This is a genomic window from Phyllobacterium sophorae, from assembly GCF_003010965.1.
In the GTDB taxonomy this organism is placed as follows: domain Bacteria; phylum Pseudomonadota; class Alphaproteobacteria; order Rhizobiales; family Rhizobiaceae; genus Phyllobacterium; species Phyllobacterium sophorae.
In genome coordinates this window covers 185,668-200,625 of record NZ_PGGM01000003.1, presented here as the reverse complement: position 1 = coordinate 200,625, position 14,958 = coordinate 185,668, and the positions used below count along the sequence as shown (strand labels likewise).

Below are 14,958 nucleotides of genomic sequence, written 5' to 3'. Positions count from 1 at the left end.
GGGACAGACATGCAGCGTTTGTCGGCTATTGACCGAATACCGAATCCATCCATTGAATGGCAGCGTCTTGCTGGGCCGGTCCAAAGACGTGACCCGCTGGCCAAATTCTCGTTTCCAGATGCGCTGCAGCGCTTGCGGCCGTCCAAACGGAGGCAAGGGCAGCAAATGCCGCTTCCACGGTTTCCCCGGGAAAGTGCGGGTCCTGGTCTCCGGCATAAAAAAGTGCATGGCGCGGAGCCACAAGTGCAGCAATATCGGGATAATCAAGTTTTCCGGCAAGCTGTGGATGCAACATGTAATACGCCGATTGCCCGCGCAATAAATTGGCTCCAGGCTGCATCAGCCCGGCCAACTGCCCCATCCAATTGATAGCTACCGAGGCGGAAATTGCTGGGGTGAGAGCAGCCACTTGCCATGCGCGGAAACCTCCAAATGAGAATCCCATGCTCGCCACGAAGCGTTCGTCGACCTCCGGCAAGGCGCTCAAATACAGCGCGGCCTGCAAATCCTCGGAAGCCACAATCGCAGCGAGCGACGTTCCAAACTGCATCAGATTTGCTGCCAGAGCCTGCTGGGCGTCATAGCCGTTGCCCTCGCGGCTGCTCCAACCCAAGGCATCGGCACACAAAACGACGTAGCCGCGTTTGACGAGCATATCGCCAAGGTAGCGCTCGCCGTAGCAGCGCTTGATCCATGCTTCTGAAGAACCTGCTTTGTCGGGGTCGGAAGTTTGGATTAGCTTTTCTTTGCCGATGTCAAAGCGCGAACCGTGATCGTGCAGCAATAACACCGCGGGGCACTTGTTCTTGGTGAAAGGCAGGAGAAGAAAGGCTTCGGTTTTCTCTCCGCTGCTGAAGGTGAGCTCCACAAGGCGCGTGTGGTGAGTTTTATGGTCCTGCTGCTCAAGCGTCCGGGATTGTGCAGCGCGTTCATTCCCAACGCCAAGGGCTTCTACAACAAATGCCCGTGTTGTGGACTGCCATTGTGCGAACGATGAAGCTTGCGCATTGAACGACCTGGTAAACCGGACCGTGTCGCGCAATTGTCTCGACAATGCGGACATGTTGTCCTGATCGATCATCTGCGTACCGGGATCGTTTGTTGGAGGCGATCGCGGCTACCACTCAAATGCATTCGCATTGTTGCGCGGGCGCCATCTGTATCGCCCTGGCGGATGGCCAAGAGGACCTGACGGTGTTCGGAATTGATGCGTTCAAGGTATTCTGAGAGCGTGAACTCTTCGAAACGGTGGCTCTGCAAGCGCGCCCTGGGAATCAATACTTCACCGAGATAGTTGAAAATGTTCAGAAAGTGATCATTCCTGCTTGCGCGGGCGATCGCCCGGTGAAAATTCAGGTCCGCTTCAATGCTGTCACTGCCAGTCTTGATGGCGTCGGCCATGCTGTCGCAAGCCGACTCGATTGCAACAATGTCACTTTCGTTCCGGCGCTGGGCAGCAAGCGCTGCCGCCTCTGACTCGACCGCAATGCGCAATTCCAGGCCCTTGACAACCTCTTCGAGGACCGAAAGATCCTCCTCCGCGATGCGGAACGCCGGCAAGGGGGTATTTTGCACGACGAAGGCGCCCACGCCCTGTTGTGTTGACACCATTCCCGCTGCGCGCAGATTGGCGATTGCTTCGCGAACGACAGTTCGGCTGACACCGAATTCATCGATCATTTCCTTTTCGGTCGGAAGTCTTGCGCCACGAGGAAATTCGCCCGATTTGATCCGGTCTGCCACCTGCCGGACCAATTGGGCGGTGAGCGTTTCGCGCCTTCTTGTGTTCATTCGATCCTCGTTGGACAAGTCCACCTCCAAATGTACCGGGTGCAAATCCGTTGAGCACTCCTGCTCACGCTACGCGATCATATTCAATGCTCGCGTTGATCAGCTCACGCGCATAGGGGTGCTTTGCACGACCTTCACAAAGCTCGGAACGATTCATGATTTCGACAATGCTGCCCGACTGCATCACGGCCAATCGCTCACACATGTAATCAATCACAGCCAGATCGTGAGACACGAACAAATAGGTTAGTTTTCGTGCACGCCTGATCTCGTTGAGCAGATTAAGTACTTCTGCCTGAACAGACACGTCCAGCGCGGACGTTGGTTCATCGAGCAGCAATACGCTGGGCTCCAGAATTAACGCTCTGGCAATTGCGACACGTTGTCTTTGCCCGCCCGAAAGTTCGTGTGGATAGCGCGTCAGGAATGAACCATTCAAGCCGACGTCAAGGAGTGCTTTCTCCATACATTCCTGCTGATGGTCAAGCCTGTGAATGCGCAAGGGTTCATGAAGCGCGGTCTTGATGGATTGGCGCGGGTGGAGCGATCCGTATGGATCCTGAAAGACCATTTGCACCACACGACAATAGTCAGCCCCTGGTATCTTTGCGATCGGTTGCCCGGCAATGGTGACTTCGCCTGACCAAAATGTCAGCAAGCGGGCAATGCAACGCAAGATCGTTGACTTTCCCGAGCCGGATTCGCCCACAAGACCGAATGACTCACCGGACGCAACGGCAAAGCTGACGTCATTGAGTATCTTCTTTTGGGCAGAACCGGTGCCAAGATCGATCGTGAGCCCTTTGACGGTTACATCGCTCATCGTGTTTCCTCCGCGGCAATTTTCGCAAGGCCAGTGTCCCGGCTGAGAACGGGCAGGGGGCCTCTGCTCCCGCCAATATGTGGCTGCGCGGCAAGCAATCCTCGTGTGTAGGGGTGGGAGGCACGCAGGAGGTCGCGTGCCGCGCACGATTCCACGACCTCGCCCGAGCGCATGATCAGAACCCTGTCGCAGAAGTTGCGCACCAGATTGAGATCATGGCTGATCATGATCAGTCCGATGCCCTTTCTTGTCACAAGCTCATTGAGAATATTGAGTACCTGCATCCGAACAGTCACGTCGAGCGCCGACGTTGGCTCATCGGCGATGATCAGTTGCGGTTCGGGTATCAGCATCATTGCAATCATGATGCGCTGGCCCATGCCGCCGGATACCTCGTGCGGGTAGAGGTCGTACACCCGTTCTGGATCTCTAATTTGAACAGCCTCCAGCATTTCCAATGCTTTACGTCGGGCTTGCTGGTTCGATACACGCGTATGTACGCGGTAAGCCTCCGAGATCTGATTGCCCACACGGTGCACGGGATTGAGTGAAAACTTGGGATCTTGCAGGATCATTGAGATGCGGCGACCGCGGATTGTCAGCATCTCGCGTTCGCTGGCGTTCACCAGGTCGGTATCTTGAAATTGAAGCCTGTCTGCCGTGATGCGAGCAGAAGGCAGCAGCTTGAGCAACGCCCGGCCGATCGTCGATTTGCCGGAACCTGATTCACCGACAATACCCAGCCTTTCGCGACCGAGAGTAAAAGATACACCCCGCACCGCATCGGAATACCCCTTGTCCTTGCGATAGCTTACGCAAAGGTTGGAAACGTCAAGCAGCTGATCCGTTTCATTCATGGACTTCTCCTTAACGCTGTTTGGGGTCGAGAGCATCGCGCAACCCGTCGCCCAGTAGATTGAAGGCAAGACTTACCAACAATATGGCCATGCCCGGAAATGCGACCAGCCACCAGCTGTCAAGCATGTACCGGCGGCCTGTTGCAATCATCGCCCCCCATTCGGGCAATGGCGGTTGCGCGCCCAGACCAAGAAAACCGAGGCCGGCGGCAGTCAGGATAACGGTTGCCATACTCAAAGTTATCCGGACAAGAACCGAGGGGAGGCACATCGGCATGATCGATTTCACGATGATACGTATCGACGAAGCGCCTTGCATGCGCGCGGCCGAAATATAGTCGGCTGACCGAAATGTAAGGGTCTCGGCTCGCGCCAGTCGGGCGATCGGCGGCCAGGAAGTCAAGGCAATTGCGATAATCGCATTTTCAAGCCCCGCGCCTAACGCTGCAACGAAAGCAAGTGATAGAATCAATCCGGGGAACGACAGGAATATATCGGTGATCCGCATCATGACTGTGTCGCACCAGCCGCCGAAATAACCCGCGGTTGTCCCCACCAAAAGACCAACTGGTCCAACAACAATCGATACGATCGTGATGATCGACAGCGTTATTCTGGTGCCATGAACAATGCGGCTGAAGATATCACGCCCCAGCTCGTCCGTACCGAACCAATTGACGGCATCTGGGGCCCGAAGCGCATTGGGCAGGTTGACGAGATTTGGATCGTGGGTTGCAATCCACGGAGCAAAGATTGCGCTTAGAACCAATATGGCAATGACAACGAGGCCGAAGCACGACGACACGTCGCTTGATAGCCGTTTGAAAACCGCGCCCAGTGCTTTCAGCGGTCCAGAAAACCGCGCGGATATACCTGGCGTCGACATGGCTTTGGGATTGTACAGGCTCTTGGTTGTCATCGCGTCCTCGGATCGAACACTTTGTAAAGGAGATCGGAAAGCAAATTCAGGCAGATAAAAATGATCCCGACAATGAGTACGCAGGTCATGACAGCGTTCATGTCGCCGACCAGCATGTTGTTCGTCATGTATTGTCCGAAGCCAGGCCACGAGAACACTGTTTCAATCAGCACAGCTCCCTCAAGCAGGCTTCCATAGGCCAGAGCCACGATAGTCACGAGTTGTACGCGGATGTTGGCGAAGGCGTGGTACCAAATCGTCCGGCTGTTGGAGAGGCCTTTAACCCTTGCGGTGACCACATACTCCTGGTTCAATTGATCCAGCATGAAGCTGCGCGTCATGCGGGTGATATAGGCCATCGATGAGTAGCCGAGTATGCTTGCAGGCAAAACAAGATGATTGACCGCGTCATGGAAAACGTCCCGGTCTCCCGCTAAAGCTGCGTCAATCAACAGGAATCCGGTGGTCTCTGGAACAAGTCCGATGTTGTAGTCTGACATTCGTCCGCCGCCACCCACAAGGCCAAGCGTCGCATAAAAGACGATGAGGCCTATCATGCCTATCCAGAAAATGGGCATGGAATGGCCAAGCAAGGTCACAACGCGAATAACGTGGTCTGTCAAACGGTTGCGGCGCACCGCCGCGAGGATTCCAAGTGGTATTCCAAGACCGGCACCGCAGATAATTGCGAATGTGGCAAGTTCGATTGTGGCGGGCATGACGTGGGCGATGTCATTGATGACCGATTGGCCGGTGCGGATCGACACGCCGAAATTGCCGGTCAGGATATCGCCGAGATAGCGTAAAAACTGTTCGTAAACAGGTTTATCCATGCCAAGACGTTCCGCGACCATGCGATAAGTCGCAGCGTCTGCTTCCTCGCCAATAATCGCACGCACCGGATCGACCGGCATGAGGCGACCGATACAGAAGGTAAGCACAAGAAGGCCGAACAGCGTCACCAAAATCGTGGCAACTTGGCGTACTCCGGCGTAAACACGTTCGTGAGTCATCTGAATGTCTCTTGCGTTAGTATGTCCGGCCACTGTCACGCCTTGGTCTTGGTGCGGCAGCGGCCGTGATTGAGGTCAGCGCGCCTTCGTGATGGTGCTAAGGTCTGTCGACCAGGACGGATTGAGAGCCAGTCCTTTAATATCCGCGCGCGACGCTACCGAATCGACAACTTCAGAAAACGGCTGGATGGACGGCATCATGTCCGCATAATAGGTCTGTATTTCACCATACCTGGTCGCCTGGCGTTTGGTGTCGGTCTCAATGAGAGCATCGTCAATCATCTTGTTCAGCTTCTCATCGTAAAACGATGTTCGCCAGCCCTGAAAATTGGTCAGTTTAGCATCGTCCGCATTGTTGGGATTATAAGCGATGGCGCGTAGATTGGAGTCAGGATGAGGGAGCTGGCCGCCGCCGCCGCGGCCCACGATCAGTTCGAATTTGCGTTCACGCATTGCGCCGTAAATCTGGTCTCCAGAGCCTGTAATGACCTCAGCCTTGATTCCTCCCTGCGCCAAGCTTGCTTGTATGGCGGTGGCAAGATTGAGGAACGGCGCATCCGATAGGGCACGTAATGTCGTGGCGAATCCTTCAGGATATCCCGCTTCGGCCAGCAGAGCTTTTGCCTTTTCGACATCGAGCTTGTAGCCGGCATCGGGAAGCACCCCAAGAAGGCCCGTCTGAATGGGCCGATCGTGCGGCTTGCCAAAGAAGGGAAGAACGGTCGCGTTCAAGCCTTCATAATCAATGAGATAGCGCAGCGCCTCGCGCACTTTCGGCTTGTTGAATTTTTCGTCCTTCATCGACACGGCAAGATAGTAAAATCCACTGCCAGGGATCGATTGTACGACAACTTCCTTGTTGGTCTGCAGGGCGGTCAAATCCGCCGCAGACATTGAAAACGCGATGTCGATGTCACCTTTTTCCAGCATCAAGCGCTGGCTTTGTGATTCAGGCAGGTGGCGCATGATAATGCGGCGCATGCCGGCTTCTTTGCCCCAGTGAGCGTCATTGCGGTTCAACAGCACCCGCTCATTGGATTTCCAATCCTGCAGGACAAACGGTCCCGATCCAGCAGAATGCGTGGTTAACCACGCGCTTCCCATGTCGCCATTTGTTTCATTTGCCAGGACCGTCTTGCTGTCGAGGACCGAGCCCGGTCCGACAATGCCCAGCGTCAACACGATAATCTGCGGATCTACTTTCTTGGGAAGCGTAACGACAATAGTTGAGGGATCAGGGGTGGTGAAGCTTGCGTCCGCGTTGGCGGCTGAAAATCCATGGGTCTTCAGGAAGGATGCCTGGGCCAGATTAAGCTTCATTAGCCGTTTGAATGACCATACGACATCTTCGGCCGTGACTGGATTGCCCGAGGCAAATTGGGCACCGGCGCGCATTTGGAACGTTATTTTTGAACTGTCCTCGCTGATTGTCCAGCTTTCGGCAAGTTGAGGATTGGCCTGCGAACGGTTCACCGGATCGAGCGAAACCAATCCCTCGTAGATATTGGCAAGAACTTGGACAGTCTCTTTGCCCGTTATTGCTGCTGGATCAAGCGTCAGGATATTCGACATGGAAAAACCAACCACAAGCTGGTTCGGGGGTGTCTCGGCAAGTGAGGGCGTTGCAAACGCAACTGTACCAAGCATTGCGGCCGCTACAGCCTTTGTAAGGACATTCATAAGTGGAGCTCCTCCTCCCGCGGCCTCAAAAATTGCTGGCCATATCGTGAATGATTGAAAAGTTGCCTCCTGCAACTTGATTTCAAACATATGACATCTTACAAGTGGAGTCAAATCTATCAACAATTGCGATGCCAGGTGCAACGTTCGTTTGAATCGTCTTGGTTGAGTCTGTAGATATATCAGAGTGTTGTGTGAACAATCGAACCAAGGGGCGCCACGTAGTAGGATGTATGAAATGATGGGAATTGGATCTTGCACTAACGGTGCTAGCTGGCCGATGATGAATTTGGCCGGGGCGAAATGACCTCTGTGAAAGGAAAGATAGTATGACTGGAACGTTTTTCACGTCGCGCTTTGCGGTGTCATCCGCGGAAGCATCGAAATTCGGAACAAGTGAGCTTCGCGCCAATTTTCTTGTGACGGACTTGTTTAGTCCCGATCAGATAAATCTGACCTACGCGCACTATGACCGGATGATAATTGGTGGTGCCAATCCGGTCATGCAGGAACTGAAGCTCAAAACGATCAAGCCGACAGGAACAGCCAATTTTTTGGATCGGCGCGAGCTGGTTGTGGTCAATATCGGCAAGGCCGGCACTGTCACTGTCGACGGGCAGCGCTTTGAACTTGGTCACCGGGACATGATCTATGTCGGAATGGGGGCCGTCGATGTGCGGTTTACATCCGTGTCGCAGGAGGAAGCCGCTTGCTTTTACCTTATCAGTGCGCCAGCTCACCAAGTTCATCCAACGAAATGCATTGGTATCAATGATGCAAAAAGGGTGGATCTGGGATCACAGGCGACTTCAAACCAGCGATCAATCTTTCAATTCATCCATCCAGAAGGCGCAAAGACATGCCAGCTGGTCGTGGGGATGACCACACTCGCACAAGGGTCCGTTTGGAACACCATGCCTGCGCACGTACACGACCGCCGGTCGGAAGCGTATCTCTATTTCGGCTTGACGGATGATGCGCGTGTCGTGCATTTGATGGGCGAGCCCCAAGAAACACGCCACCTCATCGTCGCCGACAGGCAGGCAGTATTGTCACCCGGCTGGTCAATCCATTCCGGCTCCGGTACGTCCAACTACACCTTTATCTGGGCAATGGCCGGGGATAATGTGGATTACACCGATGTTGATCCCGTTGCAGTTGGAGAACTTGCATGACGGATCTCAGTTCCTTCAGCCTTGAAGGCAAGACCATTGTGGTGACCGGGGCAAATACCGGGATCGGCCAGGGAATTGCAGTTTCAGTGTCGCGAGCAGGTGGATCCGTCGTTGGTGTCGGACGATCAGACATGAGTGAAACTGCCCGCATGGTTGAGACGACCGGGGGCAAATTCACGCAAGTCCCTTGCGATCTCAGTGATGTGGATCAAGCGATCCGTGTCGTGGAGGAAATCTGGCAGGAATTGGGGGCCATTGACGGGCTTGTCAACAACGCGGGGATTATCCGGCGCGCCGACGCGCTTGATTTCAGCCTTGAGGATTGGGACGAGGTCATGGATGTCAATCTACGATCCGTTTTCTTTATGTCTCAGGCTCTTGCCAAGAATATCGTCGCACAAGGCAGGCGCGGCAAGATTGTCAATATCGCTTCGATGCTGAGTTTCCAGGGTGGCATTCGGGTGGCATCCTATACCGCCTCCAAATCAGGTCTTGTCGGCATCACTCGCTTGCTGGCGTGCGAGTGGGCGGCGAAAGGCATTAACGTCAACGCGATTGCGCCCGGATATATCGTCAGCGCCAATACGCAAGCGCTTCGCAGCGATCCTGAGCGCAATGAAGCAATTCTTTCCCGCATACCGGCCGGACGATGGGGCGACCCTCATGATATCGGGGATGCTGCCGTATTCTTGTTGGCCAAGGCCTCACATTACATGCATGGCGCAGTCATTCCAGTCGATGGCGGCTGGCTGGCAAGATAGGAGAAGCAAAAAATGTCAAATACCAAATTGTTCGCGCAGCCAGATGAAGTGGCCTGGACAGTCCTCGACAACGGCAACCGCCGCCGCGTCGTTGTTTACACCGATGAATTGATGCAGGTCGAATTTGACTTCGAAGCAGGCGCAATCGGTGCAATGCATTCGCACCCGCATGTGCAAGCAAGCTACGTTGCCGAAGGCCGCTTTGAGGTGACGATAGACGGCAAGTCAGCGGTTATTGGCAAGGGCGGGAGTTTTATCGTCCCGTCCGGTGCGCTGCACGGGGTCAAAGCACTGGAAACAGGCCGCTTGATTGACACCTTCACGCCGCACCGTTCGGATTTCCTTGACGCATGACCTCGTTTTGCAGAGAGCCAGCGCAAGACGCATCGAAATCCGCCACGATATCGCCCTAAGCATACACCGCTGGGGATCATGCCGGATCTTTGGTTCGTCCTGCAAATGGGAACGGCATCAGGAGACCTTCCCGGCCCCGGCCCAGATGCACGGACGAACGCCCACAGCGCGACGTATAGGGCCAGTTAAGATCATCCTTGATTTTCTCGAAAAAGTGCTTTCAAAAGCGGTGACGCCGAGCAGCCCAATCGCGATTGCGCCAGGGGCACATCAGCGTAAGGCGGGGCCAAAAGCTGAATTGCGACCCTTTGGAAGAGTCAACCCTTTGGCGGTCGGTTCGGCTTATCCTGCCTCAGATCCTTTGATCTTTGTCACAACTTCATTTCGCTACGGATCCGTGCGCAGGTTTCCGACCGGCGAAGTGCATACTGATCGTGACTATTTGCCTGCAACTTCGAAATATCATCGACAGCGCCCTGCTGGTTGTTCCAGCCGATGATCCAGTTGCCTTCAAAATTTTGGTCGGCAGCATATGCGCTGCGCGCTCGTTCCTTGTAAGCATCAATCAGTTTAGCGTCGATCTGGCAGATTTCGGCGGCAATCCGGGCGACTCCACCAGAAACTTGTGCACCGGTTATGGCGGTTTGCCTGATCTGTTCTGCCGATTGGGCAAACGTCTCAACCGTTGACACGCAAAGGATTCCTATGGCGACAAGTCCGGCGATTTTCATGGAGACGTTTCCTCTTGGGAACTGATAGCGTATGTGAAGCGGCTCGCCGGTCATGATCAAAGTCGAGGCTAGCCGGCTGTGCGAAATAGACGGGATACGATTTAGAACCTCTTCGGCGGCACGACAAGCGGATGTTGCGATTGTCGTTAGCGCCAGCTGCCGAGGTAAACGCTCGGACGCTCGTTTTGGACTGTCATTGTCGCCGGCGATTTCTCGCAAGTACTGAAGTTACGCCGCCAATTGCATCGCTAGCGGTTAGTCCCCGATCCGCAGCAATGGCGAGCGTTCAGGCTTCGCATCGACGCGATGACAACGTGTACTTTGCGACGATGACCTACCAGAGTCTATTGTTTGACATTGCCTTCTTCATGACACAGAGTCGTTTTGTTTAAGGGGGAACAGCCATGAGATGCTCTACTGCATTTGTATCGATGATTGCGGCTGGTGTTCTGGTAGTGAGTCCCGTGCACGCGGCCGACATCGCGTCGCCGATGGCACCCGAGCTTAAGCAGACCGAAAGGGACGGCTGGACCTTTGCGATCGCCCCTTATTTCTGGGCGGCGGGCATGTCCGGCGATGCCGGGCTTTTTGGCCTGCCAACGGTGCATCTGGACATGGATTTCGGCGATATCCTCGATAATCTCGATTTCGCCGCCATGGCCGTCGCCGAGGCACGTTACGGCCGATACAGCATCTTTTCCGATGTCATGTATACAAAGATTTCGAACGGGTCGGGTACCCCAAGAGGAATTCTTGCAACGAATGTCGACGTGACCTCCGAAACCTTTGCCGGGCTCCTTGGGGCCGGCTACTCGGTGCTCGAAAATGACCGGGGCAATCTCGATCTCGTCGCCGGCGTGAGGGTATGGCATGCGAGCACGGAAATTTCGTTCACCGGCGGCATTCTCGATGGCGTCGACCGAACCGACGGTGCCACTTGGGTCGATGGCCTCGGCGGGATACGCGCCAAATATTCAATCACCGACAACGTCTATTTTACTGGCTGGGGAATGGTTGGCGGTGGCGGAGCAGATGTCGACTGGGATGTTGCCGGCGGCATCGGCTACAGTTTCAATGAAAAGGTGTCGGCGGTCGCCGGTTACCGTGCACTGGGCGTCGATTACAGCAATGACGGTTTTGTCCTGGACATTGTTGAGCAGGGGCCGATCTTCGGTGTCGTCATGCATTTCTGAGTTATGCCGCGGGTCAGGAGGGCACAATGGGGTCTCTTCGCCTCTTGGCAGGTCATAGACACGTACCAAATACTTCGTGGCGGCAGTCCCCAAGCAGGGTGAGTCTCTTCGGCGGCCGTTGGACTCGCCCATCGTGACATGGTCGTGCGGCACTTAGTTCCTCCGTAGCGCATGGCCCAGCAAATTACGGTGAAGATAGTTCGAGCGCGTGCAATGCCTTTTCTGGCGTTACCTTTCAACTTTAGAGCGCACGACGGTCATACATGGTGCGTTGCATACCTGCATCCGCCAAAAAGCTCGTGCAGCGCCGCTCCATCCACTCCATTGCGTGCTCCGATGGCGATTATCCGCGTCCGCGGCTCTCGGCCACCCCATTCATCCCCGACCGCGATATCCACCCGCTTGCCAACAACCTGAAGTATGACCCGTCGGCCAGGTTCTTCGGCGGCATGAACGACGCCCTTGCATCTATAAATGCTAGCCGGGAGCTTGCGCGCCGTTTCCCGCAGCGCGTCCATTGAGAGCGGCTGATCGGTCTCGTAACTCCACGTATCGAAGGCATCGGCGTGATCGTTACGATAGCCATGAACGTGATTCCCACATTCGGGATCATCACAATCGGTCAGATGATCGGGTTGGTGATGCCGAGGCGTACCATCGATCTGCGCGGGATCAAATCGACCGACGGACAACAGGATTTCCAGCGGCACGTTTCCGTGGGACGTCTGGACGAGCCGATAGCGGTGGAAGCGGTCGTCGAGCCATGCCTCTATCCGGTCGATTTCTTCGGGGGCGACAAGATCGATCTTGTTAAGAATGAGCAAATCCGCGAACGCAACCTGGCGAAGCTTCAATTCCATCATCCCCGGTGCCGCGAATATTTGCTCCGCGTCCACGACGCACATGATGCTGTCCAACCTGATGCGGTCCCGCATGCCTTCGTCCATGAAGGTAAGCGCAATGCCGGACGGGTCGGCCACCCCGCTGGCCTCAAGCAGGATGTAGTCGGGCTGCTCGGGACGCGTCAGCATCCGCGTCACCGCCGCGACCAGATCGTCGCGGATGTTGCAGCAGACACAGCCGTTGGCGAGATTGATGACATCCCCTTCGCTTTCGATGCCGACAACGAGTTCGGCATCGATGTTGATCGAGCCGAAGTCGTTCACCAGCACCGCGACCCGAAGTCCGTGATCGCCTGTAAGAATGCGATTCAGCAGCGTCGTCTTGCCTGCGCCGAGGAATCCGGTGAGGACGGTCAGGGGGATGGCCTGTGTGCGGCGTTGATCGGTTGCGGTCATCTTGACGCCCTTCCAGAATCTCCCAGCAGCAGCGTGATGTCGTGATCCATCGGCATTATTGGCCCTCAAGCTTGTCGATGATTTGCTGGAGCTTCTCCTGCTCGCCCGTGAGTTTGACCTGCATCGCGTGGAGCTTCTTCTGGACGAGCTGACTGACATCTATCTTGAAGTCCTTCGGGAAATCAGGTTGCGGCTCGCGATACACGTCGGGCGGGTAGTATTTCTTCGGGTCAATCTCCGCATCGCGGACAGTCTGCTCCTGCACCTCGGCGACCGTATGCCGGGGATTTGGAAACTTGACCTCCAGATTCGTCGGGCTCAGGTCGAACAGGCCGATGGCGTCTCTCGGGCTCGGTTGAGCCATGTTACCAGCTTCGGGGAGCGCAGCCTTGCGCGTCCAGACAGCATCTTTAGTGACGTTGACGACCACGACGTCGGGCGCACCGAACTGGAACAATCCGCCGTAATGGACGCGAATCCCGGCAACGATTTCCGGGATCAGTTCCTCGTCGTAACTCACGTGAGTGACCATCGCCAGGCGCGGCTGGATCTGGTCGAACATGTATCCTACCGCGTAATGCGGGCTGTGTGCCTGATCGATCGTGTTTTGAGCCATGATAGGTGGCATGCCGAACTTCAACGCCTGGAGGTTCGCCACGTCTGGTTGCACCTCGGTCACGAACACATCCACACCCTTGGCAAGTTCCAACGAGAGTTCATCGGGACGCCCGTCACCCGTCCAGACGAAGGAGAGCCCGTTCCAGTCGAGCCTGTAGGCCGACGCGCCGTCCTTCGTGTGCGCACGCCGCCAATGGCGAATGACGACGCCGTCCTTGTCGTAGCAGATGCCATTGTCGTCGCGGAAATCGAACTCGTTGACCTCGATCTCGTAGCCGTCGCCGATCGGGAGTGCGTTGAACGAGTCGGTGTGCCACTGGGTCATCATCTTCATGCCTTCGATCATGTGCTTGATGCCATCCTTGGGTGTGCGGCCCGATGGCCCGTGGACGCGCAGCGGCTTCCACCGCCCCATCCACGGAGCAAACGCGAAGAGGTAGGGAAGGTCTGCGTAGTGATCCACATGCAGATGGGTGAAGAAAATATCGTTGACCGTCTGCAACGGCACGGCCATCGCAATGATGTTCCGCATGCAGCCGGAGCCGAAATCAAAGAAGAACCGCTTGCCGTTCCCCGGCTCGACCATGATGCAGGTGCCGGCCTGTGCCTTCGTGACCGGGATCGGCGTACTGCCGATGAAGGATATCCGCATCTCGTCGGGGCCGATCGGCTCCCGGCCTGGGTAATAGATGTTGTTGCTGACGAGATATGGGGTGGGACGGTAATAGGGCGGTAGCGTGATCCCCCCGCTCGGCACGCCGCCATAGGGGTTTTTTGCCTGGGCTGCGGTTGAAGGATCGTCGGCCGCCTGCGCCGACATCACGGTCCCCGTTGATAGGGCCGCGGCTCCAACCAGCCCCGCTGCCTTGAGCGCATCGCGGCGATTCACCGGGCGCTGATCCGCGCCAGCTTCATCGCTCCTGATGTGTCCTTCTCTCGGTTCCTTTTTCATGGTGCGTTATCCTCGCCGATGGAAGCAGTTCCTGGTCGATTTCAAACAACGAGCCTCCAGCCTGCAAAGACTTCGATTTATCGACTTCATCGAAACAGGCTTTCGGCTTCAGACGTTCGTCATATAGCGACCGCATGGTCAGGGCGACTTGCCCATCAGATCAAACATTCTACGCGCTGCGGTTCCGCTCCGCCCGTAATATCGGGTATGTTACGCTGCTCGGATGCCTGCGGTCATGCAGTCGTGATCTTCGGGAAATTCGTTTTGAGTTGCGTCAAGTTATCCCTCTCCCACGTGAGGGCGAAGCGCTTGCTGTAGTAGCGGCGCTTGAGTCGGTGAGAAATAGCATTCCTATTTTGATTGCTTGTCCAACAGGAAGGCGAGTATCCACCACGGGATTGCTGCTGCTTATACTTCCGAGGCTATAGGCGGGGCTTGGGCCATCGCTTGTGGAAGGGGATGATGGCGGCGGTATCGAGCGCCGCCGCAATCTCTCGCGCCAGATCGGTCACCAATTCCTGGTATTCAGCACAACGTTCGTCGCGCTTCAGTTCCGTCGATTGTTCCCACCGGAGCAGCTCTATCTCTGCGTCGGCGAAGTCGGTGCATAGATCACGGAACTCTTCGTCACGGGCGGCGCGTTCCTTGATCGCCATACCTTGGAAGGGAAAGCGCCGTGTCGCGGCCACCACGCCCTTGTCCATCTCACAGTCATCCTCTCCTTGAGCAGGCGGAGTTGCCGACCGACTATCATGGACGGATCCGCGTTTGGGGAGTAGGTTACAGTAGCATA

The 14,958-nt window shown here is 55.8% G+C and carries 15 protein-coding genes; 4 read left to right on the top strand and 11 right to left on the bottom strand.

The genetic code is table 11. The features are described 5' to 3' along the window. Positions 1 to 25 precede the first annotated feature (25 nt). From CU103_RS08745 to CU103_RS08715, 7 genes are all read right to left on the bottom strand, one after another. A complete protein-coding gene (locus CU103_RS08745) occupies positions 26 to 1,081 on the bottom strand; it encodes a dienelactone hydrolase family protein (protein ID WP_106663522.1) in 1,056 nt (351 codons plus the stop codon). After that, the gene (locus CU103_RS08740; protein WP_106663521.1) at positions 1,078 to 1,791 is read right to left on the bottom strand and encodes a FadR/GntR family transcriptional regulator; all 714 of its coding nucleotides are present in this window, start codon (positions 1,789 to 1,791) and stop codon (positions 1,078 to 1,080) included. The genes CU103_RS08745 and CU103_RS08740 overlap by 4 nt, the downstream gene beginning before the upstream one ends. 64 nt (positions 1,792 to 1,855) lie before the next feature. Next, a complete protein-coding gene (locus CU103_RS08735) occupies positions 1,856 to 2,614 on the bottom strand; it encodes an ABC transporter ATP-binding protein (protein ID WP_106663520.1) in 759 nt (252 codons plus the stop codon). Beyond that, complete coding sequence (locus CU103_RS08730; protein ID WP_106663519.1) at positions 2,611 to 3,471, bottom strand: ABC transporter ATP-binding protein; 861 nt, start codon at positions 3,469 to 3,471, stop codon at positions 2,611 to 2,613. The genes CU103_RS08735 and CU103_RS08730 overlap by 4 nt, the downstream gene beginning before the upstream one ends. 10 nt (positions 3,472 to 3,481) lie before the next feature. Further along, positions 3,482 to 4,390 carry an ABC transporter permease gene (locus tag CU103_RS08725; protein ID WP_425350576.1) on the bottom strand — a complete coding sequence of 303 codons (909 nt, stop codon included), beginning with the start codon at positions 4,388 to 4,390 and terminating at the stop codon, positions 3,482 to 3,484. Further along, entirely contained in the window at positions 4,387 to 5,403 is a 1,017-nt protein-coding gene (locus tag CU103_RS08720) for an ABC transporter permease (protein WP_106663518.1), read from the bottom strand. Before CU103_RS08720 ends, CU103_RS08725 begins: the two co-directional genes overlap by 4 nt. 75 nt (positions 5,404 to 5,478) lie before the next feature. After that, on the bottom strand, positions 5,479 to 7,083 hold the full coding sequence (locus tag CU103_RS08715; protein WP_210203732.1) for an ABC transporter substrate-binding protein: 1,605 nt from the start codon (positions 7,081 to 7,083) through the stop codon (positions 5,479 to 5,481). Between the two features lie 329 nt (positions 7,084 to 7,412). Here CU103_RS08715 and kduI point away from each other — a divergent pair, with 329 nt between their 5' ends. Genes kduI through CU103_RS08700 form a run of 3 tightly spaced genes read left to right on the top strand, consistent with a single transcriptional unit; the run spans position 7,413 to position 9,373 of the window. Beyond that, on the top strand, positions 7,413 to 8,258 hold the full coding sequence (gene kduI / locus CU103_RS08710; RefSeq protein WP_106663517.1) for a 5-dehydro-4-deoxy-D-glucuronate isomerase: 846 nt from the start codon (positions 7,413 to 7,415) through the stop codon (positions 8,256 to 8,258). After that, the gene (gene kduD / locus CU103_RS08705) at positions 8,255 to 9,019 is read left to right on the top strand and encodes a 2-dehydro-3-deoxy-D-gluconate 5-dehydrogenase KduD (RefSeq protein WP_106663516.1); all 765 of its coding nucleotides are present in this window, start codon (positions 8,255 to 8,257) and stop codon (positions 9,017 to 9,019) included. The genes kduI and kduD overlap by 4 nt, the downstream gene beginning before the upstream one ends. A gap of 12 nt (positions 9,020 to 9,031) precedes the next feature. After that, the gene (locus tag CU103_RS08700) at positions 9,032 to 9,373 is read left to right on the top strand and encodes a cupin domain-containing protein (protein ID WP_106663515.1); all 342 of its coding nucleotides are present in this window, start codon (positions 9,032 to 9,034) and stop codon (positions 9,371 to 9,373) included. Between the two features lie 371 nt (positions 9,374 to 9,744). On the opposite strand, the gene CU103_RS08695 is transcribed toward CU103_RS08700, so the two are convergent. Beyond that, entirely contained in the window at positions 9,745 to 10,104 is a 360-nt protein-coding gene (locus CU103_RS08695; RefSeq protein ID WP_106663514.1) for a hypothetical protein, read from the bottom strand. 404 nt (positions 10,105 to 10,508) lie between these two features. Between CU103_RS08695 and CU103_RS08690 the strand changes: the two genes are divergently transcribed. Beyond that, complete coding sequence (locus CU103_RS08690; protein WP_146147764.1) at positions 10,509 to 11,297, top strand: DUF481 domain-containing protein; 789 nt, start codon at positions 10,509 to 10,511, stop codon at positions 11,295 to 11,297. A 257-nt stretch (positions 11,298 to 11,554) separates the two neighbouring features. On the opposite strand, the gene CU103_RS08685 is transcribed toward CU103_RS08690, so the two are convergent. The 3 genes from CU103_RS08685 to CU103_RS08675 all read right to left on the bottom strand — a co-directional run bounded on the left by CU103_RS08685 (position 11,555) and on the right by CU103_RS08675 (position 14,869). Next, a complete protein-coding gene (locus CU103_RS08685; RefSeq protein WP_106663512.1) occupies positions 11,555 to 12,595 on the bottom strand; it encodes a CobW family GTP-binding protein in 1,041 nt (346 codons plus the stop codon). Positions 12,596 to 12,650: 55 nt separating this feature from the next. Further along, positions 12,651 to 14,165 (bottom strand): guanitoxin biosynthesis MBL fold metallo-hydrolase GntH, encoded by a 1,515-nt coding sequence (gntH, locus tag CU103_RS08680; protein ID WP_106663511.1) that lies wholly within the window; start codon positions 14,163 to 14,165, stop codon positions 12,651 to 12,653. Between the two features lie 422 nt (positions 14,166 to 14,587). Further along, positions 14,588 to 14,869, bottom strand: coding sequence for a hypothetical protein (locus CU103_RS08675; RefSeq protein ID WP_106663510.1), 282 nt, complete (start codon positions 14,867 to 14,869; stop codon positions 14,588 to 14,590). Between the last annotated feature and the right edge of the window lie 89 nt (positions 14,870 to 14,958).

What these genes read in the sequence shown, in the direction of transcription:
- CU103_RS08745 (WP_106663522.1), bottom strand. Translation starts at nt 1,081, where the DNA reads ATGATCGATCAGGACAACATGTCCGCATTGTCGAGACAATTGCGCGAC.
- CU103_RS08740 (WP_106663521.1), bottom strand. Translation starts at nt 1,791, where the DNA reads ATGAACACAAGAAGGCGCGAAACGCTCACCGCCCAATTGGTCCGGCAG.
- CU103_RS08735 (WP_106663520.1), bottom strand. Translation starts at nt 2,614, where the DNA reads ATGAGCGATGTAACCGTCAAAGGGCTCACGATCGATCTTGGCACCGGT.
- CU103_RS08730 (WP_106663519.1), bottom strand. Translation starts at nt 3,471, where the DNA reads ATGAATGAAACGGATCAGCTGCTTGACGTTTCCAACCTTTGCGTAAGC.
- CU103_RS08725 (WP_425350576.1), bottom strand. Translation starts at nt 4,390, where the DNA reads ATGACAACCAAGAGCCTGTACAATCCCAAAGCCATGTCGACGCCAGGT.
- CU103_RS08720 (WP_106663518.1), bottom strand. Translation starts at nt 5,403, where the DNA reads ATGACTCACGAACGTGTTTACGCCGGAGTACGCCAAGTTGCCACGATT.
- CU103_RS08715 (WP_210203732.1), bottom strand. Translation starts at nt 7,083, where the DNA reads ATGAATGTCCTTACAAAGGCTGTAGCGGCCGCAATGCTTGGTACAGTT.
- kduI (WP_106663517.1), top strand. Translation starts at nt 7,413, where the DNA reads ATGACTGGAACGTTTTTCACGTCGCGCTTTGCGGTGTCATCCGCGGAA.
- kduD (WP_106663516.1), top strand. Translation starts at nt 8,255, where the DNA reads ATGACGGATCTCAGTTCCTTCAGCCTTGAAGGCAAGACCATTGTGGTG.
- CU103_RS08700 (WP_106663515.1), top strand. Translation starts at nt 9,032, where the DNA reads ATGTCAAATACCAAATTGTTCGCGCAGCCAGATGAAGTGGCCTGGACA.
- CU103_RS08695 (WP_106663514.1), bottom strand. Translation starts at nt 10,104, where the DNA reads ATGAAAATCGCCGGACTTGTCGCCATAGGAATCCTTTGCGTGTCAACG.
- CU103_RS08690 (WP_146147764.1), top strand. Translation starts at nt 10,509, where the DNA reads ATGAGATGCTCTACTGCATTTGTATCGATGATTGCGGCTGGTGTTCTG.
- CU103_RS08685 (WP_106663512.1), bottom strand. Translation starts at nt 12,595, where the DNA reads ATGACCGCAACCGATCAACGCCGCACACAGGCCATCCCCCTGACCGTC.
- gntH (WP_106663511.1), bottom strand. Translation starts at nt 14,165, where the DNA reads ATGAAAAAGGAACCGAGAGAAGGACACATCAGGAGCGATGAAGCTGGC.
- CU103_RS08675 (WP_106663510.1), bottom strand. Translation starts at nt 14,869, where the DNA reads ATGGACAAGGGCGTGGTGGCCGCGACACGGCGCTTTCCCTTCCAAGGT.